24 protein-coding genes and 1 tRNA gene are annotated in these 23,965 nt (G+C 49.3%); 13 read left to right on the top strand and 12 right to left on the bottom strand.

Annotation, left to right across the window (positions count from 1 at the left end):
* Positions 1-138 precede the first annotated feature (138 nt).
* Entirely contained in the window at positions 139-951 is an 813-nt protein-coding gene (locus tag ACFW2W_RS26890; RefSeq protein WP_378185066.1) for a carbon-nitrogen hydrolase family protein, read from the top strand.
* Positions 952-1,170: 219 nt separating this feature from the next.
* Here ACFW2W_RS26890 and ACFW2W_RS26885 read toward each other — a convergent pair whose 3' ends face one another.
* The 4 genes from ACFW2W_RS26885 to ACFW2W_RS26870 form a co-directional block, all read right to left on the bottom strand.
* Entirely contained in the window at positions 1,171-1,296 is a 126-nt protein-coding gene (locus tag ACFW2W_RS26885) for a hypothetical protein (RefSeq protein WP_378185064.1), read from the bottom strand.
* Between the two features lie 293 nt (positions 1,297-1,589).
* Positions 1,590-2,669 (bottom strand): class II fructose-bisphosphate aldolase, encoded by a 1,080-nt coding sequence (fba, locus tag ACFW2W_RS26880; protein WP_378185062.1) that lies wholly within the window; start codon positions 2,667-2,669, stop codon positions 1,590-1,592.
* Positions 2,670-3,009: 340 nt separating this feature from the next.
* Positions 3,010-3,081, bottom strand: a tRNA-Lys gene (locus tag ACFW2W_RS26875).
* Positions 3,082-3,165: 84 nt separating this feature from the next.
* Positions 3,166-4,035 (bottom strand): aldose epimerase, encoded by an 870-nt coding sequence (locus tag ACFW2W_RS26870; RefSeq protein ID WP_378185060.1) that lies wholly within the window; start codon positions 4,033-4,035, stop codon positions 3,166-3,168.
* 350 nt (positions 4,036-4,385) lie between these two features.
* On the opposite strand from ACFW2W_RS26870, the gene ACFW2W_RS26865 reads away from it, so the two are divergent.
* On the top strand, positions 4,386-4,628 hold the full coding sequence (locus ACFW2W_RS26865; protein ID WP_378185058.1) for a hypothetical protein: 243 nt from the start codon (positions 4,386-4,388) through the stop codon (positions 4,626-4,628).
* Between the two features lie 411 nt (positions 4,629-5,039).
* Here ACFW2W_RS26865 and ACFW2W_RS26860 read toward each other — a convergent pair whose 3' ends face one another.
* Complete coding sequence (locus tag ACFW2W_RS26860; protein WP_378185056.1) at positions 5,040-5,261, bottom strand: hypothetical protein; 222 nt, start codon at positions 5,259-5,261, stop codon at positions 5,040-5,042.
* 93 nt (positions 5,262-5,354) lie between these two features.
* On the opposite strand from ACFW2W_RS26860, the gene ACFW2W_RS26855 reads away from it, so the two are divergent.
* Complete coding sequence (locus ACFW2W_RS26855) at positions 5,355-5,666, top strand: DUF6679 family protein (protein ID WP_190414032.1); 312 nt, start codon at positions 5,355-5,357, stop codon at positions 5,664-5,666.
* A gap of 72 nt (positions 5,667-5,738) precedes the next feature.
* On the opposite strand, the gene ACFW2W_RS26850 is transcribed toward ACFW2W_RS26855, so the two are convergent.
* Positions 5,739-7,400 carry an MBL fold metallo-hydrolase gene (locus tag ACFW2W_RS26850; RefSeq protein ID WP_378185054.1) on the bottom strand — a complete coding sequence of 554 codons (1,662 nt, stop codon included), beginning with the start codon at positions 7,398-7,400 and terminating at the stop codon, positions 5,739-5,741.
* A gap of 289 nt (positions 7,401-7,689) precedes the next feature.
* Here ACFW2W_RS26850 and ACFW2W_RS26845 point away from each other — a divergent pair, with 289 nt between their 5' ends.
* Positions 7,690-8,283: a DNA-3-methyladenine glycosylase gene (locus ACFW2W_RS26845; protein WP_378185052.1), complete on the top strand. Its 594-nt coding sequence runs from the start codon at positions 7,690-7,692 to the stop codon at positions 8,281-8,283.
* Here the strand turns inward: ACFW2W_RS26845 and ACFW2W_RS26840 are convergent.
* Positions 8,280-8,852 (bottom strand): sporulation/spore germination protein, encoded by a 573-nt coding sequence (locus ACFW2W_RS26840; RefSeq protein ID WP_378185050.1) that lies wholly within the window; start codon positions 8,850-8,852, stop codon positions 8,280-8,282. The genes ACFW2W_RS26845 and ACFW2W_RS26840 overlap by 4 nt on opposite strands.
* Positions 8,853-9,068: 216 nt before the next feature.
* On the opposite strand from ACFW2W_RS26840, the gene mgtE reads away from it, so the two are divergent.
* From mgtE to ACFW2W_RS26820, 4 genes are all read left to right on the top strand, one after another.
* Positions 9,069-10,418: a magnesium transporter gene (mgtE, locus tag ACFW2W_RS26835; protein WP_378185048.1), complete on the top strand. Its 1,350-nt coding sequence runs from the start codon at positions 9,069-9,071 to the stop codon at positions 10,416-10,418.
* Between the two features lie 97 nt (positions 10,419-10,515).
* Positions 10,516-11,562, top strand: a complete 1,047-nt coding sequence (locus ACFW2W_RS26830; protein ID WP_378185143.1) for an aspartate carbamoyltransferase catalytic subunit — start codon at positions 10,516-10,518, stop codon at positions 11,560-11,562.
* A gap of 140 nt (positions 11,563-11,702) precedes the next feature.
* Positions 11,703-12,200, top strand: coding sequence for a molybdenum cofactor biosynthesis protein MoaE (locus tag ACFW2W_RS26825; RefSeq protein ID WP_378185046.1), 498 nt, complete (start codon positions 11,703-11,705; stop codon positions 12,198-12,200).
* Positions 12,201-12,367: 167 nt separating this feature from the next.
* Positions 12,368-12,682 (top strand): hypothetical protein, encoded by a 315-nt coding sequence (locus tag ACFW2W_RS26820; RefSeq protein ID WP_378185044.1) that lies wholly within the window; start codon positions 12,368-12,370, stop codon positions 12,680-12,682.
* Positions 12,683-12,904: 222 nt separating this feature from the next.
* Here the strand turns inward: ACFW2W_RS26820 and ACFW2W_RS26815 are convergent, their stop codons facing one another.
* A complete protein-coding gene (locus ACFW2W_RS26815) occupies positions 12,905-13,609 on the bottom strand; it encodes an SH3 domain-containing protein (RefSeq protein ID WP_378185042.1) in 705 nt (234 codons plus the stop codon).
* Between the two features lie 292 nt (positions 13,610-13,901).
* Complete coding sequence (ruvC, locus tag ACFW2W_RS26810) at positions 13,902-14,432, bottom strand: crossover junction endodeoxyribonuclease RuvC (RefSeq protein WP_378185040.1); 531 nt, start codon at positions 14,430-14,432, stop codon at positions 13,902-13,904.
* A gap of 386 nt (positions 14,433-14,818) precedes the next feature.
* Here ruvC and yvcK point away from each other — a divergent pair, with 386 nt between their 5' ends.
* Together yvcK and tsaE are read left to right on the top strand one after the other, a co-directional pair.
* Positions 14,819-16,210, top strand: a complete 1,392-nt coding sequence (gene yvcK / locus ACFW2W_RS26805; RefSeq protein WP_378185038.1) for a uridine diphosphate-N-acetylglucosamine-binding protein YvcK — start codon at positions 14,819-14,821, stop codon at positions 16,208-16,210.
* Between the two features lie 35 nt (positions 16,211-16,245).
* Complete coding sequence (gene tsaE / locus ACFW2W_RS26800) at positions 16,246-16,698, top strand: tRNA (adenosine(37)-N6)-threonylcarbamoyltransferase complex ATPase subunit type 1 TsaE (RefSeq protein WP_378185141.1); 453 nt, start codon at positions 16,246-16,248, stop codon at positions 16,696-16,698.
* Positions 16,699-16,893: 195 nt separating this feature from the next.
* Here tsaE and ACFW2W_RS26795 read toward each other — a convergent pair whose 3' ends face one another.
* Positions 16,894-18,225 carry a dihydroorotase gene (locus ACFW2W_RS26795; RefSeq protein ID WP_378185036.1) on the bottom strand — a complete coding sequence of 444 codons (1,332 nt, stop codon included), beginning with the start codon at positions 18,223-18,225 and terminating at the stop codon, positions 16,894-16,896.
* Between the two features lie 258 nt (positions 18,226-18,483).
* On the opposite strand from ACFW2W_RS26795, the gene lepB reads away from it, so the two are divergent.
* Positions 18,484-19,080: a signal peptidase I gene (gene lepB / locus ACFW2W_RS26790; RefSeq protein ID WP_378185034.1), complete on the top strand. Its 597-nt coding sequence runs from the start codon at positions 18,484-18,486 to the stop codon at positions 19,078-19,080.
* A 94-nt stretch (positions 19,081-19,174) separates the two neighbouring features.
* On the opposite strand, the gene ACFW2W_RS26785 is transcribed toward lepB, so the two are convergent.
* On the bottom strand, positions 19,175-20,440 hold the full coding sequence (locus ACFW2W_RS26785; RefSeq protein ID WP_378185139.1) for a dihydroorotase: 1,266 nt from the start codon (positions 20,438-20,440) through the stop codon (positions 19,175-19,177).
* 69 nt (positions 20,441-20,509) lie between these two features.
* Complete coding sequence (locus ACFW2W_RS26780) at positions 20,510-21,853, bottom strand: histidine phosphatase family protein (RefSeq protein WP_378185137.1); 1,344 nt, start codon at positions 21,851-21,853, stop codon at positions 20,510-20,512.
* 259 nt (positions 21,854-22,112) lie between these two features.
* Here ACFW2W_RS26780 and ACFW2W_RS26775 point away from each other — a divergent pair, with 259 nt between their 5' ends.
* Both ACFW2W_RS26775 and ACFW2W_RS26770 read left to right on the top strand, forming a co-directional pair.
* Entirely contained in the window at positions 22,113-23,657 is a 1,545-nt protein-coding gene (locus tag ACFW2W_RS26775; protein ID WP_378185032.1) for a type II CAAX prenyl endopeptidase Rce1 family protein, read from the top strand.
* A 126-nt stretch (positions 23,658-23,783) separates the two neighbouring features.
* Positions 23,784-23,912 carry a hypothetical protein gene (locus ACFW2W_RS26770; protein WP_378185030.1) on the top strand — a complete coding sequence of 43 codons (129 nt, stop codon included), beginning with the start codon at positions 23,784-23,786 and terminating at the stop codon, positions 23,910-23,912.
* Positions 23,913-23,965 lie beyond the last annotated feature (53 nt).

The following is a 23,965-nucleotide window of genomic DNA, read 5'->3' as shown; positions in this document are numbered from 1 at the left end:
CGCTCGGTATGCTCCACCGGATTGTTTGAACCAACACTTCATCAATGCCTAGACAGGCAACGAAGTAATACTATATATTCTGATGTTCTCAGCCTCACCAGCATTTAGACTGATTTAGATTAAATTACGAGAGTCATAATGAAGCCCTATCTCGCCGCCGCCATACAAATGACAAGCCTGCCAGATGTGGAAAAAAATCTGGTTCAGGCAGAAGAACTAATCGAGCTTGCCGTGCGTCAGGGTGCTGAGTTAGTAGGCTTGCCAGAAAACTTCTCATTTTTGGGAGAAGAGAAGGAGAAGATAGCCCAATCCGAGGCGATCGCGCACAAGAGCGAAAAATTCCTCAAAACAATGGCTCAGCGCTTCCAAGTCACCATCTTGGGTGGCGGGTTTCCCGTTCCCGTTGACAGCGGCAAAGTCTACAACACCGCTTTGCTCATCGATCCTTCAGGGGAAGAACTCGCCTGCTACCAAAAAGTACATCTATTTGATGTCAATTTGCCCGACGGCAATACCTATCAAGAATCTAGCACCGTCATGGCTGGGATGCGGCTACCACCCGTTTATCCCTCCAAACATTTGGGTACATTGGGACTTTCGGTGTGCTACGATGTCCGCTTCCCAGAACTGTACCGGCACTTGGCGCAGATGGGAGCCGACATTTTATTTGTCCCAGCTGCCTTCACCGCTTACACTGGCAAAGATCACTGGCAAATCTTACTGCAAGCCAGAGCCATCGAAAACACCTGCTACGTGATAGCTCCGGCTCAGACTGGGCAGCACTACGCCCTACGTCACACTCACGGACACGCGATGATTATTGACCCTTGGGGCGTTATTTTAGCGGATGCCGGAGATACACCGGGAGTAGCGATCGCAGAAATCAACCCCTCTCGCCTAGAACAAATCCGCCGCCAGATGCCATCCCTGCAACATCGGGTTTTTATCTGAGCTTTTTGGCAAAATAAAAAATAGATCGGCGATGGGCGCGAATTTCTAATACCATTTTTTAGATTTGCAAGATTTTAAATCTTCCAATCTTGTTTTAGCTTTGGTTTTCTAATCAAAAATCCCAAATCTAAAAGCCAGAATGTATGAAAGAAATCCTCTTGTTAGACATTGCGCCAACCGCCGGTATTACCCAATAGTAAAGAAGCCGCATCCGGCACCTTACTTACCAGAATTCTTGCGCTTGGGAGGATTACTATTCGGATTGCCAGTGACTCTAGGGGCGCTACCACCCCGTCTTTTGGGCTTACCTAGATCGGGAGAAGGCTTAAATTTATTGTTAGCCATAAGATTGACAAACTCTTAAAAAGCAACGCTATGCCTTTATACAAAGCAGCCATTCCCTGTTCCTGAAAGTTTGCCAAAAAACTCTTCTTACACACACAGGACTTACACAAAGCTTATACATATAGCGTTTTACATATAGCAGCGTTTTTTCGGGTTCAATCCCCCTGTGGTTGCCCTCAGATGTGGTGATGTTGCGTAAGTCCTAACACAAAAAAAACGGGTGACTCGCAAGCCACCCGACCAGGAAAATTTAAAATTTTAGATTCTAAATTTATCCAAAATCTGAACTTTCGTTAGACCGTTACAGCCTTCTTGGTAACAGCATTCAACTCGCCCTTGGCATACTTAGCCGCAAACTCATCCAAAGTCATCTGCTTAATCTTGGTACCCTGACCAGCAGCGCCGAACTGGTGATAGCGATCGGAACAAACCTTCTGCATATACTTGATGGAAGGCTTGAGGAAGTGGCGGGGGTCAAATTCCTTAGTATTGGTAGCCAAGGCTTCACGCACCGCAGCGGTAATCGCCAGACGGTTATCCGTGTCAATATTCACCTTACGGACACCGCTCTTAATGCCTTTTTGGATTTCTTCAACGGGTACGCCGTAGGTTTCCGGAATTGTACCGCCGTACTGGTTAATGATGGCAAGCAAATCTTCCGGCACAGAGGAGGAACCGTGCATCACCAGGTGGGTGTTCGGCAGACGGCTGTGAATTTCCTCAATCCGGCTGATAGCCAGAATTTCGCCAGTCGGCTTGCGGGTGAACTTGTAAGCGCCGTGGCTGGTGCCAATCGCAACTGCCAAAGCATCCACGCCAGTTTGTTCCACGAAGGCAACGGCTTCGTCTGGGTCGGTTAACAGCTGGTCGTGAGAGAGAACTCCTTCCGCACCGTGACCGTCTTCCTTATCACCCATGCCTGTTTCTAGAGAACCCAAGCAACCCAGTTCGCCTTCTACACTGACGCCAATTGAGTGAGCGACTTCCACCACCTTGCGGGTGACTTCCACGTTGTACTCGAAGCTGGCTGGAGTCTTCGCATCTGCCTCTAAGGAGCCATCCATCATCACGCTGGTGAAACCGTGGCGCATGGCAGAGTAGCAGGTGCCTGGGGCATTACCATGATCCTGGTGCATGGCAATGGGGATGTGGGGGTAGGTTTCAACTGCCGCCAGAATCAGATGGCGTAGGAAATATTCTCCTGCATAATTCCGAGCGCCACGAGAAGCTTGCAAAATCACCGGCGCATTTGCCTCGTTAGCAGCCTGCATGATCGCCTGGATTTGCTCCATGTTATTAACGTTATAAGCTGGGATGCCATAATCATTCTCAGCCGCGTGATCTAACATCAGCCGCATGGGTACGAGCGCCATAAATAGTCCTCCTATTGACTGGTCGTCAGTTAGTTTGTTCTGGACAGCGAAATTATTACAATAATCTTAAGATAGTTTACCAGTCTCTAGGGAATTATCTTTATAATTCCGAGATTAGCAGTGAATACTGCATTTATAAGATTGCCTGATGGTGGAGGGTTAACAACAGCTTTAGGCTTTCTAAAATTGGTGTTTTGCTCTCGTTCCCGATTTGCTGCCTGAGAATGCTTTCTCCAAGAGATTGTAGTCTCAATAGCGTATATTCTCCAGGTTTTAGCTAGGAAATGAGAAAACTAATCGCTTGTCAGAGCGCTTCTCGCTTATTATCTCAATTTTTTTATGGGTCGCCCGGGATTCGAACCCGGAACTATTCGGTTAAAAGCCGAGTACTCTACCGTTGAGTTAGCGACCCGAAAACTTCAGTTGTTTAGACAACGTTTACAACGGTAACACAGATTACTGTAAATAGGAAAGAGTTTTTAGAAAAAACTTGTTTTTATAAAAAAGTTACGGTCAAACGAACTGATGTCTCCAAACTGGCCCCCGGTTCTAGACGAAGTAGCTGCTCTCCGGTATTCAGAGCATTGCGGGGGGCACTCCAAGGCTCCATGCAGTAAAAGTCTTTGCCTTTGACCGTCCAGAAGACAAAGGTGGAATAGGGGTTGTCCCAACTGAGGGTGAGCTGCAACTGGCGGCTGGGGTCGGAGGCAGTGGCTTCTTGACCGCTCAACTGCTTAAAGGCGACATCAATTTCATCTTGGTTAAAGTCAAAGGCACCCGTGAAAGGATGGGTTTGGCGGGTGCGCTGATCTTGGTATTCGGCGGCGGGAATTTCAAATTTGATCCCGGTTTTTTCGGGTGTCCAGAAATAAGGATGCAGACCCGTGGAGAAGGGCATCGGCTCGGCTGAGTGATTAGTGTAGCGCTGCCGAATTTCTAGCGTGTTGCCTAATAGAAGGTAGGTGAAGGCGAGTTGAAAGTCGAAGGGGTAAACGGCGCGTGTCTGGTCGTTGCTGTTGAGGACAAGAGTAAGGCTAACCAGGTCTTGAGTTACTTGGTCGGTGACTTCCCAAGGCATATCGCGGGCAAAGCCGTGTTGCTTGAGGGTGTAGGGCTGACCTTGATAGGTGTATTTACTTTCGGGTAAGTTGCCGCAGATGGGAAACAGAATGGGAATCCCGCCTCTAACGCTCAAGTCTGGATTGGCGAACCGCTCTGCATCTAGGTAGAGGATTTCCTGTCCTTGGATGCGTAAGCTGGTGACGATACCGCCTCGCTCTGGAACGACCTCCAGACGGGACTGAGCGGCTTGGTCTGAGAGGATGTAGGTTTTGTAGAGCTGCTGCTTAATGGCGATCGCGTACACCCGTCTTTTTCCGTTTTTATTGAGGATTTGCTGATTGTCTCAAACTTTAACAAACATTTCTTGAAATTCCCCTATCTACTTTACACATTCTTAACAGTCGTTACTCTAAGCTGTTTTATAAGGTCAATCTATCTGTTGGGTTAAATCGGAAGCCCGCTCAGTGCAGAAACAACCGCAGTAAACCCTCAGTTTGTCAAGCATCCGCTTATTTTCGCTCCTTGTGACCTCGATCACATAAAAATACGGTCTAAAATCACAAAAAATGGCAGATTTCAATCAATTCCTAATGTTGAAAAGTATTTCATAGTTAAAGATAGACAACTAAGCAACTCAAGGATAAACAGGTCGCCATGATTCGCACACTTGTAAAGTCGGCTTTCCAAACAGGTTGCCTCAGTGTTGCTTCTGAGGGTCTGATTCGCCAAGTGCTAGTGATGAAAGGCTACCAATCAACGGATTTAGAGGCTCTTGACAGCCTGCACAAGGCACTGAATACAGGTGAGATTCAACGAGAAGCACGGCAGAGCGTGGCGCTGATATCACCTCGCATACAAGCCCTGAAACCGTTCTTTGATAACTACAAGGCATCGTAATCGCGGCACGGCTGCCACAACGCCAGAAAAACTTTGATATTGATAGAATTTTTCTTTATCCGCCGCCGACCTGGCCCAAGAATTATTAGAATGATTAATAAGAACTACCAATCTCAGCTAGCTTCGCTTCCTAAACAAAGCGAGAGTTAGGATAGTTCAATGGATTGCTACAGGCTTTGACTGGTTGCCAGTCAAGGCTTTTTGTCACCAGTTCCCTTCCCATTACTCATCTCAAAAGACTCATTGATACTCGTAGCTGCCTTGATTCAAGTTTCCCTTAGTGCTAAAAACCCTGAATGAGGATGGGAGTGCGCGCATTCTACCAGAGGGAGTATCCTACAATCCCTATCTTAAATGCCGCAAGATTCAAGCTAAACTTTGAAATTAAATCGGCAATATCATTTAGAACGCTCACTTTGAACCCTTGTCCCTACCCTCGATTCCCACATCTTTCCAAAAATCGGCACGGGGCTGACCAAGAGGCGTCCTTGCCCATCCAAAATCGGCATTCCCAGGCTTTAGGGATGCAAAGCCTTGCGCCCCTAAGAAACCCAACCCAAATCCCACATTCCAGGCTTTTGGGGAAAATAGGTAAAGATGAGGACTGGAGCCTGGGAGAATGGCAGGATTCAACCCCGATTACGTTTGAGAGAAGCTGGATACCTAAAAAAAGGTATACAGGTTCCTTAAGAATTGCACAACTTATCTGCTCAGGAGAAGCAACCCATGCTACACCGCAAGATTTATCAACTCTGTTGCGATGGTCGTGAGGTCTGTATTTTCTTGCGGGACCAACAACGCTGGATCGAACGCGCTCGCATCGTTGACATTGAAGGAGATTTAGTCACGCTCCGCTATGAAACCGAAGAAGAAGATGAAGCTTGTTCTTGGGAAGAAATGGTTCGCCTCGAAAGCATTGGTGCTGTGACACAGAAGCTGGCTTCAGTGCCCAGAGGCAATGCTGAACCCCTTGTCTCTGACGATTGTCCGGAAGCCGAACAAATTCGTCCGCGTTTCCCCGACTCGAATCCAGACTGAGGAATTAAAAATGCAAAATTTAAAATTTAAAATGGGGGATGCTTCATTTTAAATTTTAAATTTTAATTTTTTTCAATCTTCGAGGCTTTCTACGTCGGCATCTGAAGGGATCGAAGGGGGATGCGCCGGTTCAAAAACTGGACAGTATCCTTCAGGTGTCACTTTAAATCCATACAGGGGGGAGTCCTGGTTCCAACAGCGCTGACCCCGTTGGTGCAGGCAGTTGCCGCAGCACTCAACATTCATGGGAACTCTGGCATCGCTGCTCTGGCTCAAAAGTTCTCGTTGGGATAATCCGCGCAATACCAGTTCCTCACCCTGCCACCGGGCTTCCACTAAGCCAGTATCGGCAAAGTGTTGCCAGCGGGGATCGGCAGCGATCGCCTCCGGTAGGGTGATGGTAACTACCGTTCCCAGTTCCGTCAGTTCCCCTTCGTAACTGGTTTCGGGTGCCGCCGGTTGCACAAACGTCTCGCCAATCGGGAGTTCTACCAGCGTCCCAGCCGGTGGAGAATGCAAGTGGTAACGGTTGTGCAACTCCTCCAACCCGGTCAAATCAGCCAGGTAGGTGGGAGAGGCATGAACAAAAATTACGTGCTGGGGACGGATATTGTGAATCAGCTGGGTGGTTCCCAGTCCGTCAGAATGCTGGGCAAGTAAATAGTTTTGTATAGTCAACGATGAGTAACTAGGCTCTTGGGAGAACCTGGGTTGCTGGGGCAGTAATAAAACCCACGGCCCGGTGCCTGGTTGACAGTATTCTCTGAGATCGTGGTTTTCCTCAGTCAGGATAATGCAGGGAGACTGACCGACAGAGGGACGTTGTTCTGGGAGCAACCGACGCACTCTAGGACGCACCCGTTCATCCCAAAACAGGGATTGATGACGGGCAAAATTTTGCACGGAGGCTGGGAGGTTGGTCAGAATTTCCAAATAGGCATCGCAGCCAGCAGCTATGTTGCCATCCACCCAGATATCGAGGTTGCGACCCGTGAACAAGTGGTGACTCCGCAAGAGCATCAACAGTTCTTGCCCAAGTCCCAAAGTCGGCACAGGCATCAAGACAGAATTAGCTTGAGCGATCGCTTGATTAATTCGCTCTGCCAGCTGATTTTCTTGGTTCCGCCGGTGGGGATGACGCGCTGTGCCGTAACTGCCTTCCACAATTAGCACATCTGGCTCTAAGCCTCGCAATGCTTCTAGCGGCAACCCCTCCACCAGCCGCGAGTTTGAAAGGAAGAAATCACCCGTGTAAAGTACGGTGTAAGAGCGGTGGCGAGTCGTGTAGGTCAGCAAGATGGCAGATGCGCCTGGTAAATGTCCGGCTGGGAATAATTCCGCACTCAGCCCCTCTTTGAATTCGACAGGCGATCGCATCGGCAATGCCTGACACAATTGCGGGAGATTCTGCGGATCTATCTCAGGCCAATTCAGTGGCAGCAGCTGGGTTGTCAACTCACTTGCATACACTGGCAGCTGGGGGAAGCTTTCATGCAGCGCCAGCAATCCCCTGGCGTGATCCGCATGGGCGTGGCTGCACAGCACTAAATCTGCTGGGGAAATTCCCTCGCCTTTGAGCGAGGAAATGTCCGCCAAACCACAGTCTAGGAGAATGCGGTGTGGCCCCATCCGCACCAGCAAGCACACGCCTTCGTCGCCATGACCGACGCCATAGGGAAAATAGGCTAAATCGTCATAGCCGTGAGAGGATGCCGGGGGGGGTTGACTCATCATTCGATTTTCAATTTTCAATTTTGGATTTTAGATACAATCCAAAATCATCGGAGGCTTAGAAACTCCGACCTCCGCAAACTCTAAAATCCAAAATTGACTGGCTAACAGCGATCTTAGTGAGCAGAACCGTTTCCGTGGTAGTTGTCTGAATCGTAAAATCCATTTTTGGTGCCAAAAAATAGGCACGATACAGTAAAAAGAAGTGTTAAGACTGCTAAAACCAGCTTGACATCCATGAGGTTTTATGAATTGAACGGGGTGGCTTCGTATATCTTAAGTATATTTAACGATGAATCCGATCAAAAATACTCAGGTTGTAGAACTTTGTTGGCTAGAGCGTCCATCCACTGAAGTCGCACCTGATTTGGTGGGCTGCACGTTGGTGCGAATGTCTGATGGAGAAATCATCCGAGGGCTAATCGTGGAAACGGAAGCTTATGGCCCTGAAGATCCGGCTTGCCATGCCTATCGGCGACGCACTCAGCGCAATTGGGTGATGTTCGGGCCAGCCGGGAGAAGTTATGTCTATTTAATTTACGGAATTTACTATTGCCTGAACATTGTCACAGATCGGGACAGCGTTCCCAGTGCTGTCTTGATTCGGGCTTTGCAGCTAGAGTCTATACCGCCCTGGATCAAAGATAGCGATCGCGCGAAACCCCATCGGATTGCCGCAGGACCAGGTAAACTCTGCCGCGCCCTACAAATTGACAGCACGCTGAATTCACAAGTTTTACAACCCGGTCAACCCCTGTGGATAGAGCATCGTTGCTCACAATTTACGCCGGAACTCGTCCAAACAACTCGGATTGGTTTATCACAGGGAACCGATTTGCCGTGGCGGTGGTATCTACGCGGTTGCTCTGCTGTCTCCAAACTTTAAAGGGAGATGTCTTCGCCCTGCTCTGTGAAGCGGACCTTTTTTATCTTCCATTGAGAATTAGCGGTGAGGGTTTTTCTGAGGCTGCCGAACAGACCAAATTGTTCGCAGCTGGAGAGAGAGACAAATTTCCGCTGAGAACCGGGTGCAATTCGCAAATCAACCGTGGCGACGCCATTGTTTGGATTCACGCTGACGCGATACCCAGCTAAATTAAAGTCGGCTGTGTCTCGCTCTTCCAAAACTTTGCCTACAGTTGCTTGGACGCTTTCAACAGATGAAACGTCTACTTTTTCTGGCACTAGAGCTTCGCACTGAGTATCGGGTTGATAGATGGTGACGGTGACGGTGTTTTTTGAGGGAGCAGTCGTCGTTGCTTGGCTAATCGCACCCGTCAAGGATTTGCTGGCATCTGAAGCTTTCGTCGTCGTTTTGCTGGCTTCAATGGTCTGAGCGGGAGGTAAACCAGCTTTGTCTCTTTCGCTGTTTGCCAGTGAAGAAGCACAACTACTCAGACTGGCGACAATCGCTCCAGTTAACAGGGGAACCAAATACTTGTTCATACGGCTCATAGCTTTTGAAATCCGTCTTTAGATAGATTTTTTGATAGTCCTCAATTGTGAATGGCACCTTGAGGGGATAGCATAGATTTACTGATACTGCTGAGCAATATCAGTGTTGATTTCTGCGGATTTTATGGACCGAAGTCCATTAGGTGACAGTAGTAAGCTCCTCTAGCGCCTGGGCGAGCCAGTCTCTCCCAGCGCGGGGGGAGACTAGGAGGTTTCATGCTCACTCAGGAAGGACGTGTTGCACTGTCAGATATTGCTGACTTAAATCAGCTCAAGTCTGAGCTAAATCGCTTACCGGCTGTTGATGTGGGGGATTACATTGTCGAATTGCCCCCATCCAAGCGAGCGATCGCGTTTCGCTTACTCAATAAAGCGCCAGCCATTGATGTCTTTGAATATCTGCCGCCGGAAGTGCAGGAAGAACTGATTGGTTCGCTGCACGATAACCAGGTGTGTCAGATTGTGGAGGCAATGCGACCGGATGACCGGGCGGAACTATTTGATGAGCTACCCGCAGGCATCGTCAAGCGGCTGTTGCAGCAACTCAGCTCTGAAGAACGGCAGGCAACTGCCAGGATTCTGGGCTATCCCGAAGGCACGGCGGGTCGGGTAATGACGACGGAATATGTACGGCTGCGCGAAGGCTTAACGGTTGGAGAAGCCTTGAGCAAAATCCGGGTGAGTGACGAAGATAAGGAAACCATTTACTACGCCTACGTCACCGACGACAACCGCAAGCTAGTTCGGGTCGTATCCTTGCGGCAGCTGTTGTTTTCGCTTCCCAACGCCCTGATCGGAGATATTGCTAGCGATCGCGTTGTCAAAGCTACAACTGAAATGCCCCAGGAAGAAGTGGCGCAGTTGATGAAGCGCTATGACCTAATCGCAGTCCCTGTCGTTGACCGGGAAGAACGGCTGGTGGGGATTGTCACCATTGATGACGTGGTGGACATTCTAGAGGAGGAAGCCACAGAAGACATTCAGAAACTGGCGGGAGTCAGAGGAGGCGACGAAGCAGCCTTGTCGCCTCCTCTGGTGACGCTTCGCAAGCGGTTGCCGTGGCTGATTGCCAATATTGGACTGTATGTGGGAGCCGCAGGTGCGATCGCGCCGTTTCAGAAAGTCATTGCCTTGGTGCCTGTGCTAGCCGTGATCATGCCAATTTTGTCCAACACCAGTGGCAACGTCGCCATTCAGGCTTTATCGGTGACAGTCCGGGGACTCGGTGTGGGTGAAGTAACACCAGATGATACGCTAAAAATTCTCCGCAAGGAAATTTTAGCGGGATTGGGTACAGCGTTAGCATTAGGTCTTGCCCTCGGTATACTCTCGCTGATTTGGTCGCCTCCCCAAGAACGCTGGGTGTCTTTCGTGGCGGCGGCGGTGATGGTAATCAATGTGTTGGTAGCCGCAACGCTGGGAACATTGCTGCCAATGACTTTGAAGCGGTTAAAACTCGATCCAGCCCTGATTAGTGGGCCGCTATTGACCACAACGCTGGATGCAATCGGGTTCTTCACATTCCTATCAATGGTTTCAGTCGCTTTGAGGGTAGTATCTAGATGATCGGTCAGTTGTCCGTGGTTCGTGGCGACTAACCACTGTACGGGCATGGCAGTGTCGTGCCCGTACCCACTGACCAATGACTACTGACCTATATGCAATGGCTACAACTACCTGGACTCGTCACCACGTTCTTTCTCTGGCTGATTTCACCCCAATTGAATACGATACTGTGTTGCAAACTGCCGCCAGTTTTCGAGAGGTACTGTCGCGGCGCACTAAGAAAGTGCCAACGTTACAGGGTCAGGTGGTAGCAAATCTATTTTTTGAATCGTCTACCCGCACCCGCAGTAGTTTTGAACTGGCGGCAAAGCGTCTCTCTGCTGATACCCTTAACTTTGCCGCTGCAACGTCTTCTCTAACGAAAGGAGAGACCATTTTAGATACGGCGAAAACCTATTTAGCGATGGGTGCGGACATGATGGTGGTTCGCCATCGGGAGGCGGGAGTGCCGCAAGCGATCGCCGCCGAGATGGATCGCTTAGGTTCAAGGGTGGGCGTCCTCAATGCTGGTGATGGTCAGCACGAACATCCATCCCAAGCATTGCTGGATCTTTTCACCATCTGTACCCTGTTAGACCCAGACCACCCGCGACTTGAACTGCTCAAAGATAAAAAAATTGCCATTGTTGGCGATATTCTCCACTCGCGGGTCGCCCGGTCGAATATCTGGAGTTTAACTGCAACGGGTGCAGAGGTTCACTTAGCGGGACCCCCCACGCTTCTACCCCAGTTGTTTGCCGCCTATGGCACTCAGGAGGGGAACCAGGGAGCAAAGGAGCCGTTACCGATTACCCATGACCAATCCCCCATTACCAACCGCAAGCTTTTTCTGCACTGGGATGTGGAACCCGCTTTACAAGATGCTGATTTTGTGATGACGTTGCGGCTGCAAAAGGAACGCATGACGCAGCATTTGCTGCCCAGTTTGCGAGAGTACCATCAGCGGTATGGGATAACACGCGATCGCCTGAAACTCTGCAAACCCGACGTTAAGGTACTACACCCAGGACCAGTCAACCGAGGCGTAGAAATTAGCTCTGACTTGATGGACGACCCCCAGTTCAGCTTAATCTCCCAGCAAGTGACTAGCGGCGTAGCTGTCCGCATGGCGCTACTGTATCTCATGGGCGGTGGCAAGATTTAGCAGCCAGGATTCTGCACAATCTTGGGGTAGACCTACAAAATCTGGAACCACAAGTCCAAGGAGCGATGAGTTAGGGTAATACAGGTGCTGGATCGATCAAAATAGATCCAGTTCCTTTCTCAGGATTTCAAAGTGAAGTAATGAACTCTGGCGTCACCACTCTCCTAAACCTTCCCCATCAACACTCCGCGAAAGATAGTTTTACCATTAGCTTTGCTCCCTTATCAATGGAGGAAGTCTACGCACTAGCGGACGATCCAGCGAACGGAGCCGTGGTAGTAATGAGTGGAATGGTACGCAATCAAACTGATGGCAAGCCGGTGGTTGCTCTGGAGTATCAAGCATACGAACCGATGGCTTTGCACATATTTAGTCAAATTGCTGCCAATATCCGCAAAACCTGGCAAGATGTCAATCGAGTGGTGATTCACCATCGCATCGGACGCTTGCAGATTGGCGAAATCAGCGTGTTGGTGGCGGTGGGTTGTCCTCACCGTTCGGAAGCCTTTGAAGCCTGCCAATATGCAATTGATACCCTGAAGCACAATGCCCCCATCTGGAAAAAGGAACATTGGGCGGATGGTTCTAGCAGCTGGGTGAGTATCGGTGCCTGTGAAACTCAGCAAGAGGGGTGTTAAGTCGCTTCCTGCTGCTGCTTAAAAGAGTGCCATTGACCGAGATTTTTTACAAAAGTTTAAACTTTCCAGGGCTTTAGATTGCAGTTTGTAACTATTGCTTTATCCCAGGAAAATTATCCTTTAGACTGATCCCCAATTCATAATTTGGGGATACAGGGGATAGGCTAATGCCAAATCTGAACTGGCACGAATATTTACTTTTTGTTTCTTTTGTTGGTAGTATTGCTGGACTTTTCTTACTATCTGCTGGCAAACCAACTCAAGTGGATGAGCTTGAAGAAACGGAGCAAATACTATTGACAATGAGCTTTACTTACTGGATAGTTTACTGCGTTGTTGTCGGTATCCTGAAGTTTAGCCAACCTGAGTGGGATATTTTGTTGATGAGTTTGAAGTTAACTGCTGCTTTTTCTTACTTATTGACTTTTACTTCTGTCCTGACTCTGCCGCTGCACCGGATGTCAGTTCGGCAAGTAGAGTAGTATAAGCTCTGTCTGAATCCCTAAAATTACCGTCAGACTTCACTCTGAGGCAATACAGGCTAATGGTTTGATGTTCAATTAACCGGGGTTGATACCCTCATTAAAACCGAATAGTAAAATTGAATTAACTCTTAACATAGAAAATCACCCCATTTCCAAAATTTTGGCAATTTAAATGGGGTGATTTTGCTTTTACGGCTTTAGCTTAATAGACTATGAAACCTAGCGACAAACACCGAGATTGGTTGAGTTTGAACTAGGAAACCCGTAAGAAATCCATCCAGCAACAGGGGCTGTAATCTCAACCCAGGCACGCCGTTCGTTGTCGAAGGTGAACGGTGGAGGACTGGTTCTGAGCGTAACTCTATCTCCTAACTTAACTCCGCCAACTCTAGTACCGTTTTTTCCGGGTGCGGTACGGACAGCCATCCCTTCAGCGCCCTTGTAGGTAATGACGCGGCAGCGACTTGTTGTGGGAGTGGGGGTGGGAGTCGGGGTGGGAGTAGGGCTGGGAGTAGGGGTAGGGGTTGGTCTAGGGGTAGGGTTGACAACTACTCCAGAGCAGGTTGTGAGGTCTTTTGCTTGTACATACCCGGTGATGGGGGCACTGATGGCTATCCAACCAGCGCTGCCGTTGTCTGCAAGCGTAACTTGTTCTTTGGCAGCGAGAGTTCTAAGCGTTTGGCTGGAGAGCGATCGCTGCGAATAGACAAAAATCCGCACTTTCGCGGCGCGGCATTGTCCCACCAGTGCTTGCGCTAGTTGTAAATTTCCCCCAGGCTGAACTGAGGCGCTTGGAGATTGTTGAATCGTGTTAGCAGTTGTGGTACTGCTAATGGCAGGGGTGGGAAAATTTAGACTTCCCACGACGCTCAATCCTAAAGTAAAGAGAGCGATAGGCTTGTCCCAGCGACTCATCTTTTTCATACGGTCAACTCCTCATCTCACCAAAATGTTTTTGTTAGAGACTTCACAAAAGAAAAACCTATTGACGGTAGAATCAAGTTTTTGAAGATGGCTAGGCTCAGTCGCCAAGCATATCTATTCAGCCTTGACGCTACCGAGCATGATAGATAGTCAATCTTTTAGAAGTCTCCTCGTCAAATAGCATACAAGTAAAGATTAATGCAAATCATCGGAAAGAAGGCAGAAATGTCAAGAGTAAGGGCGATCGCTCTTTAGGCATCACGTCACCTGATCTACCGACAAGCGATCGCGCTTACTCCTGAAACCACGCCGTCAACGCTACAGCAAGCGCATCGGCGGCATCATCCGGCTTGGGAATATAGTCCAAATTTAACTCCCGCGCCACTGCTTGCTGCACTTCGTACTTATCGGCATTTCCCATGCCAGTCAGGGCTTGTTTAATTTGGGCAGGCGTAAACTCAACAAACGGAACCCCGTGCTGCGCCAACACCAACATCAGCACCCCCCGTGCTTGAGCCACCACAATCGTGTTTCCCATCCGATAAAAGAACAATTTCTCGATTGCCACCAAATGGGGTTGACACTGCTCCATCAGCGTGTGCAAATCGTCGTAAATCGTGCGGAGTCGCTCCCCCATCTCCGTCTTTGCCGAGGTCTGAATCACGCCAAAATCTAGCAAACTTACCACCTCAGACGCAGTTTTTACTTGGCGCTTGGCGCGATCGCCACCTGCCACTGCTGCATAATCTACCTTTTGGCAGACGATTGTCCCAAATCCTAATCTGGCAAGTCCGGGATCTAATCCTAAAATTCGCTTTTCCATCTAGCCTAGCTTCGGGGATTCACTTCACGCTTGGAACTGCAATCGGTAAATTGAACGCTCAGAAGCAACAAGCGGGTCTAATCACTCAGTTAGTAACACCTTGATTCCTGATGCAAGCAGCTAACCGTCGCAACCTATCATAAGCTGAGTTGAAAAATCCGATCCTCTCTTTCTTAGTTTCGTATGTCACATCTGAGTGGCAAGCGTGAAAATGTATTCTGATGGGCACAGCCTTAGTGTTGCTCAATCAAGTGAGTAGCAACTTTGACAACCCCGTGCCAGTCCAATCAAACCCTAGAGACGATTCATCAATCGCGCCTACTTAAGTGGGTTCGCCGAGCAACGTTAAAGTCGAGTCTTGCCTTTGTGTCCCCTAGGAATCCGCAATGTCAAACGTTATTTTCAAACAAGCCTTACGCACTCTCAAACAAGATTCGCAGATGGTCTGGAGTTTTAAGCCTAGGACGCCCCAGCGAGTCAATAGCTGGTTTAAGTGGTTAGCGCCCGGACTATTAGTAAAACGCTGGTTGCTGATCAGTGTAGGAGGCGTGCTGCTAACCAGTCTAGGTTTGGCAATTTGGGTGAAACTGACCCCAATTTTCTTATTGATTCAGTTCATTGGGAACATTCTGGAAGCGATTACTACGATTATTCCCAATTATGTGTCCGGTCCAATCGCGATCGGCTTGGGTTTATTTTTAATTTTCTTAGGACAAACCCGCTCAATGGGAGCGATTACCGAGGTGCTGAAGCCTTCCCAGGATGAAGAACTGATTGATGTGCTGCTGGCGCATCGCAAACTCAACCGGGGGCCAAAAATTGTGGCAATCGGCGGCGGTACAGGGCTTTCTACTTTGCTCAGAGGATTGAAAGAATACAGCGCCCACCTTACGGCGATAGTAACGGTGGCAGATGATGGCGGCTCGTCGGGTCGTCTGCGGCGAGAAATTGGCGTCCTGCCGCCGGGAGATATTCGCAACTGTATCGCGGCATTGGCAGACCAAGAAAAGTTATTAACCGAATTGTTTCAATATCGCTTTAAAGCTGGGGATGGTCTGAACGGTCATAGTTTTGGCAACCTGTTCCTGACGGCAATGAGCGATATTACCGGAGATTTGGAGCAAGCGATCGCTGCCAGTTCTCAAGTTTTAGCTGTGCGAGGGCGAGTGCTACCGGCAACGTTGTGCGATGTTCGCCTCTGGGCTGAGTTAGAGGATGGACGCACAATTGAGGGAGAATCGAGCATTACACAAGCCAATGGTCAGATTAAGAAAATTGGTTGCATTCCCAGCAATCCCCCCGCTTTGCCCAAAGCCGTACAGGCGATCGCTGAAGCCGATTACATAATCATCGGGCCTGGGAGCCTTTATACAAGCGTGATTCCCAATTTATTGGTGCCAGAAATTGCCGAAGCGATCGCCCAAAAGCAAGTTCCCTGCATCTACGTCTGTAACATCATGACCCAACCGGGAGAAACCCAAAGTTACACGGTTGCAGACCACATTCGCGCCATTGACGCCGCCTGCGGACGACCGCTATTTAACGCCGTTTTGGTGCAGAGGAAAGTTCCGACTGCGAATGCCTTGATTCGCTATGCTCAAGAAGGTTCCCATCCGGTTTTTCTAGATCGAGAAGCCATCGGGCAGCTGGAGCGTCGCATCGTTTTAACCAACGTAATGGATGAAGACCCAGAGACGGGTTATGTGCGCCACAATCCTGAGCGGCTGGCACGGGTGTTGCTGAGGTGGTATAGTCGCGCCCAAGCAGTAGAGTTTTAAATTTTGAGTTTTGAGTTTTGAGTAATTTCGAGTCTATCGTCATTTTTCTTGCCGATGCGGCGGCGACGCGATCGCTTGGGATTGCTCTGGGTCAATCCCTCCCCGCCAGTAGTGTACTTTTATTAGAAGGAGACTTGGGCGCTGGCAAAACCACGCTGGTACAAGGAATTGGCGAGGGTTTGGGCATTACCGAGCCGATTGTGAGTCCCACCTTCACTCTAATTAACGAGTACGCACAAGGACGCCTCCCCCTGTATCACCTGGATTTGTACCGCTTGCAACCAGAAGAAGTCGAGGCGTTGAACTTAGAAACCTACTGGGAAGGATTCGAGGTGCCGGTGGGAATTGTGGCGATTGAGTGGGCAGAACGGTTGCCGTATCAGCCGCCAAGCTTTTTAAGGGTCCATCTAACCTATTGTGCGGATAATGGTCGCCAAGCCAACCTAATTCCAGTGGGTGGGTTTGATTTTAAGTCAATAGAATTTTAAACGCTCTCGGTTCGCTCTCGTTCGTTCAGACACCGACTTATCGCGTCTTTCCTTTGCCAGGACTTACGCAAAGCTTATACATATAGAGTTCTTGTCGGTTCAATCCCTCTCTCGGTTGTCCCCAAATGTGGTGATGTTGCGTAAGTCCTGTTTGCGTACCGAGAGCGCTTACCTTGGCGAACCGAGAGCGTTTAATTATTCGTTAAATGTCAAGGCTTCGCCCCGCACTTCTAGATTCAGCTTCCCGCGCTCATAAACAACCTGACCGCCAACAATGGTAAGAACAGGCCATCCCGTCAAATTCCAGCCTTCAAAGGGACTCCAGCCGCATTTGGTTAACAATTCTTCGCGCAATACTGGACGATAATTGTCCAAATCTACCAGAACTAAATCGGCGTCATAACCGGGAGCGATCGCACCTTTTTTGGGAATCTGATACGCCTTGGCAACAGCCGCAGACATCCAGTTCGCCACTTGTGCAACACTACAGCGTCCCTGCATTGCTTGCGTCAGCATCAGGGGTAGCGATGTCTCAACTCCAGGCATTCCAGAGGGGGTATTGGGGTATTCTTGGGCTTTTTCTTCCAGGGTGTGGGGGGCGTGATCGGTGGCGATAAAATCAATTACGCCATCGAGTAGCGCTTGCCAAAGAACTTCGTTGTCGTGGGGCGATCGCAATGGCGGATTCATCTGCGCCAGGGTGCCAATTTTTTCATAAGCACTGGTGTTCAGCAGCAAGTGTTGCGGCGTCACTTCCGCTGTCACCCAACCCGGTTTATCTTGACGCAATAAGTCGGCTTCTTGGGCGGTGGACAGATGTAAAATATGCAGGCGTCGCTGATATTTTTTAGATAGATGGAGCGCCAATTCGGTAGCTAAAAGAGCGGCTTGATTATCCTGAATTTGGGAGTGAATGGCTAGATCGTTAATTCCAGCAAATTCTTGCCGTCGCTGGTTTATCCGAGCTTGGTCTTCTGCGTGAACGGCAATTAAGCGATCTCCCTTGGCAAAAATAGACTCCAATACCGTATCTCGATCCACGAGCAATTGACCGTGCATCGATCCCATAAAAATTTTGATCCCAGGAGTTGGATGCGCCTCTAGAAGATCCGGCAGATTTTCTGCTGTTGCTCCAATAAAAAAGCCATAATTAACTAAGCATTTCTCGGCAGCTCGTCGCAGCTTATCATCGAGAGCCGCCTGCGTGGTTGTCAGAGGGCGAGTATTGGGCATTTCCAGAAACGACGTTACCCCGCCCTTAGCACAAGCACAACTCGCAGTGAACAAATCTTCTTTGTGTTCGAGTCCCGGTTCTCGAAAGTGTACCTGCGGATCGATGACTCCCGGCAACAAAGTCAGACCTTGGGCGTCTACCTCTTTATCCACTGGTAAACTATCAGATGCTAAGATTTCTGGTGCAACCCGGACAATTTCCCGACCCAAGGTTTGCACCTCCCCAACCAAAAATTCACCAGTAGGCAGGAGAATTCGAGCATTGCGAATCAACAGAGAGGGGATAGAAGACATGGCAATCAGTTGTTGATGCAGTGGTTAAGTGTGAGCGACAATTGTAGGCTGCGATCGGGCTTTACCGTAAGATGGCACTTTTCTAAACTGACCATCCAGCGACCGGGCAAACTACAGAAGCTAAATATGTGTAATATTAGCCGGATATATTTAGACAAAATTTGTACACAATATATGTAGCTAATCATCCGTCTTCCTTAAGATAAACAATTACCTAGGGAATCAATTTCATTCATTTGCTTGAGTGATTAACCGTTTATGACTGACGTGCAGAATCAACAACCTGACAATAAACCCCAACCAAAAGCCGAAAATCCCTTCGTAGAGGGAATTAAAACCATTGGCTTGAGCGCCATTCTGGCCTTTGGGATTCGCTCTTTCGTGGCGGAAGCACGCTACATTCCTTCGGGGTCAATGCTGCCTACACTACAAATCAATGACCGTCTGATTATAGACAAGGTTAGTTACAACTTCCGATCTCCACAGCGGGGCGACATAGTGGTGTTTGCGCCGACCGAAGCGCTAGAAAAGCAAAACTTCCACGATGCTTTCATCAAGCGCGTGATTGGTTTACCTGGAGAACGGATAGAGGTGAAAGGGGGACGGGTGTATGTCAACGATAAACCCCTGTCAGAAAAGTATATTGAAGAACAGCCACAGTATACCTATGGTCCGGTGACGGTGCCAGCAAACTCCTACCTGGTACTGGGTGATAATCGCAACAACAGTTACGACAGCCACTATTGGGGTTATGTCCCACGCGAAAAAATTATTGGTCGTGCTGTGGTGCGCTTCTGGCCCCTCCAACGTGCCGGAGAAGTGGATAGCACTCCGGTTGATTCCAAGGAACAGTAGGGAGTACGGGCGGGTTTTACCAAGATATCTGTGAGTCGCTTGCCCCGCTGGATAAACCCGCCCCTACAGTCAGAGGTTTCTTCGGTTTGACAAACTAATTACCCATTACCCAAGTTTGTAAAACGCGACCCGTCAGCGATCGCCCTAGCCAAGGGGTATTCTCTGAGCGGGATTTCAGGGTTTGTCTGTCCGCTGTCCAGCTCAACTGGGGGTCAAATAAGACCAGTTCAGCCGGTTGACCGGGCGCGATCGCTGCGGGTTTTTGCTGCAAACACTCCGCCGGATGGGTACTTAAAACCCGCCACAGTTCTAAAGCTGACCAGTCGCCAGTCTCGACAAAGGTGTGCCACAGCAGCGGCAAAGCCAACTCTAGACCAATTGCGCCGGCGGGTGCTTCGGAAAAGGCGACGGTTTTCTCTTCGTAGGTGTAGGGAGTATGGTCAATCGCGATCGCGTCTAATACACCACTCTGTATCCCCTGAATCAGTGCCGCCTGGTCTGAAGAATTGCCGAGGGGGGGTTCTAGTCGCAAGTTCGGGTCGTAACTGCCTACCGCCTCCGTATTGTGCAATAAATGCATCCAGGTGGTACTCGCAGCGATCGGTAAACTCCGCGCCTTGGCATTCTCAATTAGCTCAACGCTGCGAGCAGTGGAAACGCGCATGATATGGACGGGGGTGCTAGTAGCTTCCACCAGTTCCAGCAAAGCAGCCAGCGCCGATGTTTCTGCGATCGCTGGATTTCCTGGCAACCCAAAGCGAATCGACGCCGTGCCTTCTCTCATCACTCCATTGCCGCTCAAAGCGCGATCGCAAGGCCACAACGCCACAGGTTTTCCTAACGGCTGGAGGTATTCCAACAGGCGTCGCAGCAGCGCCAGATTCTGCACTGGCTGACCATCTGCAAAGCCTACCACCCCAGCCGCCGCCAGTTCAGCCAGGGAGGTCATCTGCTGCCCTTGGATACCAAGAGTCAGCGCCCCCCAAAATTCAATTTTGGATTTTGGATTTTGGATTTTGGCTTGTTGAACGTAGGCTAAACCACTTAGATTGTCAAGAACGGGTACGGTATCTGGCAAGATTGCCAGCCGAGTAAAGCCCCCAGAAGCTGCCGCGTCAACTAGCGATGTTAAGGTTTCCCGCTCTTCAAACCCAGGCTCACCAGAGTGGCTGTATAAATCCACTAACCCAGGTCCTACGACTAATCCACGACAATCCCGCACGGTTGTGTCAGCGGACAAGTCAGAAATTTCAGTTTCGACTGCTTGGATATAACCGTCAGCAATCAGAATATCGGCAATCTTGTCGGTTCCAGAAACTGGGTCGATGACCCGTACTTGTTGGAGCAGTTCATTCATAATCGTTTCGAGTTTTGAGTTTTGAGTTAAAAAGTTTCTTAATTCAAAACTCAAAATTCATAACTCATCACTCTACAATGCACCGGCAGCCGTTTGATCGAGAACGCCCCCACCTAAGTGAGTCGTGATATTCATCGCTTGCAGCACCGGCATACTTTCTGGCCCTTGAAGATAGTCGATTACAGTCACTGCCCCGTTACCCTGCTTAATGCTCCAGAAATTTTCTGGATTTAAACCCAAAAGGTAGCAGAGCAAGACTTTGTTCGTGGCGTCGTGAGCGACCACCAAACCTGTTTTCGGCCGATCTCCAGAATAAGACGCGACCGTATCTTGCCAAGCTGCGATCGCTCTATCCCAAACTTGTTGCAAGTTTTCCCCCTCTGGCATCTGCACCGTCTCCGGAAACTCTCGCCACTGTTCCAGCATCCCTGGATACGACAGCTCAATTTCTTCTTCAAATTTCCCTTCCCACAGCCCATGACCGATCTCTGCCAAAGGTGCCTGTAGTTCAATCTGGACGTTGGGGTGATATTTCCGAATAATCTCGGCTGTTTCTTTAGGACGCAGCATCGGGCTAGTCACGGCAAAATCAATTGGCACATCCTTGAGAAACTCCGCCGCCTTCCGGGCTTGTTCTCGACCGTTATCGTTGAGCGGAACATCAATTTGCCCTTGAAAGCGTTTCTGGCGATTCCAGTCGGTTTCCCCGTGGCGTACCAGCAACAAACGGAGTCCGCGATGACCTGGACGCGGCTTTGGCAGCACTTCTCCCACATGGGCAGTTAGATTCATCGACTCTAATTGCGCCGGTTTGCCCCAACCAGCGGCAAAATTTAGCACGCTGATGCCGCAATTCGACTGTTGAATCGAATGGTAGCGCTGTGGCGATATTCCAATTGCCGTGCTGAGCAAAGCCCGGTTGATGCCGTTATGCCCCACAATTAGAATCGTGTCTCCCGCATGGCGGGATAAAGTTTCCTGCCAGAATTGTCGCGCTTGCTCGTAGATGGCTAAGACTGGGAAGTGTTCTTTTAATCCCTCCGGCGTCGGGACGCTCATCCGAAATTCCTGGGGACGCTCATGCCAACATTGGTAATCTTCAGGAAATTTCTCCTGCACTTCCACGGAAAGCATTTTCTGCCAAAGGGGCAAATCGATTTCCATCAAGTTATCAGACGCTATTAAAGGGACAGGCGTCGCCAAACTGGATTGAACGATCTCTGCGGTTGTTTTCGCCCGTTGCAGGGGGCTACTGTAAATCGCATCAAATTTCAAATTACTCAGAGTAGCGCCAAGTTGACGGGCAGTAGCGCCACCTTTTTCCGTCAAAATTGATTCATCACAGCGGCCCTGAATTCTACGCTCACTGTTATAGCTGCTCTGACCATGACGCACGAGAATGACTCGAGTATTCAGGGTGATATCCTCCGTGGAAACTAGCACTGCAAAGACAGCAGCCTACATATTCTTGTTCGCTGGCTCAGCTAGGAAGAATTAGGTCGGCTCTGCCTCAGTTTGGTAAAGTTCCCCTAATGCTCTAGGCGAGAAATCTAGGCGAGAAATCCACGCCCATCATCAAGAGCAAAAAGGTTCAGGAGAATTTTAACCTGTCCCGGACACGCATCTAAGATATTCCTCATAGGTGCGGTGACACTAAGAGCCTATAGGAGTTTTCATGACGATTAAGCGGTTGCTTTTGGGGTTGCTGACAATTTTGGCTTTGTTTCTGATTAGCCAGTCATTACTGGATAGCTGGAATCAGCCTCAGATTCAAGGTCGCCTGGAACTGTACCAAACGAATTTGTTACTCCAAGCAAGTGAGTGGCAGGGCGACAAAGCTGGTGATGCCAATTTGATAAACGCCCGGAACGCTCTTTTAGGTGAAGACCCTTTAAAAACTGCCCAAAAGCAGTATGAGGAGGCGCGTTCGGAGGATCGAACCACTCTGGAAAAGCTGCAAGGGCGGCTCGAAAAGCTGAAATCTGAAGTTGATTTGAACCCAGATGCAGCCAAATCACAGCAGCAATTGCTGGCGTCAATCGACAAGCTAAAACAGCTGATTGCTGAGCTTGACTTGCGGTTAGGAATTTTACAAGCTCAACAAGGACAAACGGAGGCGGCGATTAAAACTTGGACTGCATTAATCAATCGGTCTAAACAGCAAGCGTCCAGAGAGTTACAGATTAAGCCAGCAGCGGTTTTGGTGGGACTTTGGAGCAATCCACCCAGCCTGATGTTGGATGCTCAGCCGCAAATTCAACAGCATTTAGACGGCTGGTTCCGCGATCGCGCTTTCACTAAACTCTACCAAGTACAGGAGCGTCAGGAGGAGCTGGCGGCACTCCAGGCACGAGAACAGGAACGCGCCGAAGCAGCCATTGTAAAATTAGCGATTGTCGGAGCAATCCCGCTAGTGGGAGTATTGGTGGGAGTCGGATTGTTGATTTTTCTGCTAGGTGGAGTGCTGATTAAGGGAAAACAAGCCATCCTCGCTCAAAATGCCGATGTTCCCTGGACAACCCCTTGGGATGCCGAAATTATTTGGCAGGTGTTCGTCGTGGGCTTTTTCTTTATCGGTCAATTTCTGCTGCCGCTCTTTTTTAGCTTACTGCCGCTGAACCGAGCTAGCTTCGATACTCGGACGCAAGCTATTTTTGTTCTGGCTACTTACGCGATATTGGCGTTTGAGTGTCTGCTGGTTCTGTATTTATCCATCCGCTCTTTTTTGCCGTTGCCAGAAGGTTGGTTTCGATTCAATTGGCGAGGAAACTGGATTCTTTGGGGATTAGGTGGCTATTTAGTCGCGCTGCCTCTGGTGATTGTGGTGTCGCTGATTAACCAAAAGCTGTGGCAGGGACAGGGAGGTAGTAATCCGATTTTACCGATTGCTCTAGAGGGGCGAGATAGCGTGGCGCTGGCGATCTTTTTCTTGACGGCGGCGGTGGCGGCACCGTTGTTTGAGGAGTTCTTGTTTCGCGGTTTTCTGTTGCCATCTCTTACCCGTTATCTGCCCGTTTGGGGAGCGATCGCGCTCAGTAGCTTGTTTTTTGCGATTGTTCACCTCAATCTCTCGGAAATCTTGCCCCTGGCTACTTTGGGGATGGTTTTGGGAGTGGTTTATACGCGATCGCGCAACCTCCTTGCACCGATGCTCCTCCACTCTCTCTGGAATGGCGGCACTTTGCTGAGTCTTTTCCTCTTGGGTAGTGGATCTGCGTGATGTTTCCTTCCGCTGATTGTTAAGCAGAATTGTTAATAAGAATGAATGCTTTCCGTCTTGTGATAGATGCGTTACTCAACTGAAAACCATAAAAGCGGAAAGCAAATTTCTTTAAGGTTCACACAAATGACGAATCGAAACTCTACGGATGCCAGTAAAAAAATCGCCGCTGGAGTCTGCGGGATTCTGATCGGGGCTTTAGCTTGGCGTCGGGCTTCCGGCGTCAATCTCTGGGGTTCAACTTGTCTCTTGTGATGTATGTTGGCTGGAGTAGTCGTTGACACTAACTTAAAAAAGATTAAGAATTT

This window comes from Coleofasciculus sp. H7-2, assembly GCF_042747725.1.
Classification (GTDB): domain Bacteria; phylum Cyanobacteriota; class Cyanobacteriia; order Cyanobacteriales; family FACHB-T130; genus FACHB-T130.
The sequence above is the reverse complement of the archived record's forward strand: the minus strand, read 5'-3'. Positions and strand labels throughout refer to the sequence as shown.

Excerpts from the sequence above, each read along its gene's own strand:
- ACFW2W_RS26890 (WP_378185066.1), top strand. The coding sequence starts at position 139 with ATGAAGCCCTATCTCGCCGCCGCCATACAAATGACAAGCCTGCCAGAT.
- ACFW2W_RS26885 (WP_378185064.1), bottom strand. The coding sequence starts at position 1,296 with ATGGCTAACAATAAATTTAAGCCTTCTCCCGATCTAGGTAAGCCCAAA.
- fba (WP_378185062.1), bottom strand. The coding sequence starts at position 2,669 with ATGGCGCTCGTACCCATGCGGCTGATGTTAGATCACGCGGCTGAGAAT.
- ACFW2W_RS26865 (WP_378185058.1), top strand. The coding sequence starts at position 4,386 with ATGATTCGCACACTTGTAAAGTCGGCTTTCCAAACAGGTTGCCTCAGT.
- ACFW2W_RS26855 (WP_190414032.1), top strand. The coding sequence starts at position 5,355 with ATGCTACACCGCAAGATTTATCAACTCTGTTGCGATGGTCGTGAGGTC.
- ACFW2W_RS26850 (WP_378185054.1), bottom strand. The coding sequence starts at position 7,400 with ATGATGAGTCAACCCCCCCCGGCATCCTCTCACGGCTATGACGATTTA.
- ACFW2W_RS26845 (WP_378185052.1), top strand. The coding sequence starts at position 7,690 with ATGAATCCGATCAAAAATACTCAGGTTGTAGAACTTTGTTGGCTAGAG.
- ACFW2W_RS26840 (WP_378185050.1), bottom strand. The coding sequence starts at position 8,852 with ATGAGCCGTATGAACAAGTATTTGGTTCCCCTGTTAACTGGAGCGATT.
- mgtE (WP_378185048.1), top strand. The coding sequence starts at position 9,069 with ATGCTCACTCAGGAAGGACGTGTTGCACTGTCAGATATTGCTGACTTA.
- ACFW2W_RS26830 (WP_378185143.1), top strand. The coding sequence starts at position 10,516 with ATGGCTACAACTACCTGGACTCGTCACCACGTTCTTTCTCTGGCTGAT.
- ACFW2W_RS26825 (WP_378185046.1), top strand. The coding sequence starts at position 11,703 with ATGAACTCTGGCGTCACCACTCTCCTAAACCTTCCCCATCAACACTCC.
- ACFW2W_RS26820 (WP_378185044.1), top strand. The coding sequence starts at position 12,368 with ATGCCAAATCTGAACTGGCACGAATATTTACTTTTTGTTTCTTTTGTT.
- ACFW2W_RS26815 (WP_378185042.1), bottom strand. The coding sequence starts at position 13,609 with ATGAAAAAGATGAGTCGCTGGGACAAGCCTATCGCTCTCTTTACTTTA.
- ruvC (WP_378185040.1), bottom strand. The coding sequence starts at position 14,432 with ATGGAAAAGCGAATTTTAGGATTAGATCCCGGACTTGCCAGATTAGGA.
- yvcK (WP_378185038.1), top strand. The coding sequence starts at position 14,819 with ATGTCAAACGTTATTTTCAAACAAGCCTTACGCACTCTCAAACAAGAT.
- ACFW2W_RS26795 (WP_378185036.1), bottom strand. The coding sequence starts at position 18,225 with ATGTCTTCTATCCCCTCTCTGTTGATTCGCAATGCTCGAATTCTCCTG.
- lepB (WP_378185034.1), top strand. The coding sequence starts at position 18,484 with ATGACTGACGTGCAGAATCAACAACCTGACAATAAACCCCAACCAAAA.
- ACFW2W_RS26775 (WP_378185032.1), top strand. The coding sequence starts at position 22,113 with ATGACGATTAAGCGGTTGCTTTTGGGGTTGCTGACAATTTTGGCTTTG.
- ACFW2W_RS26770 (WP_378185030.1), top strand. The coding sequence starts at position 23,784 with ATGACGAATCGAAACTCTACGGATGCCAGTAAAAAAATCGCCGCTGGA.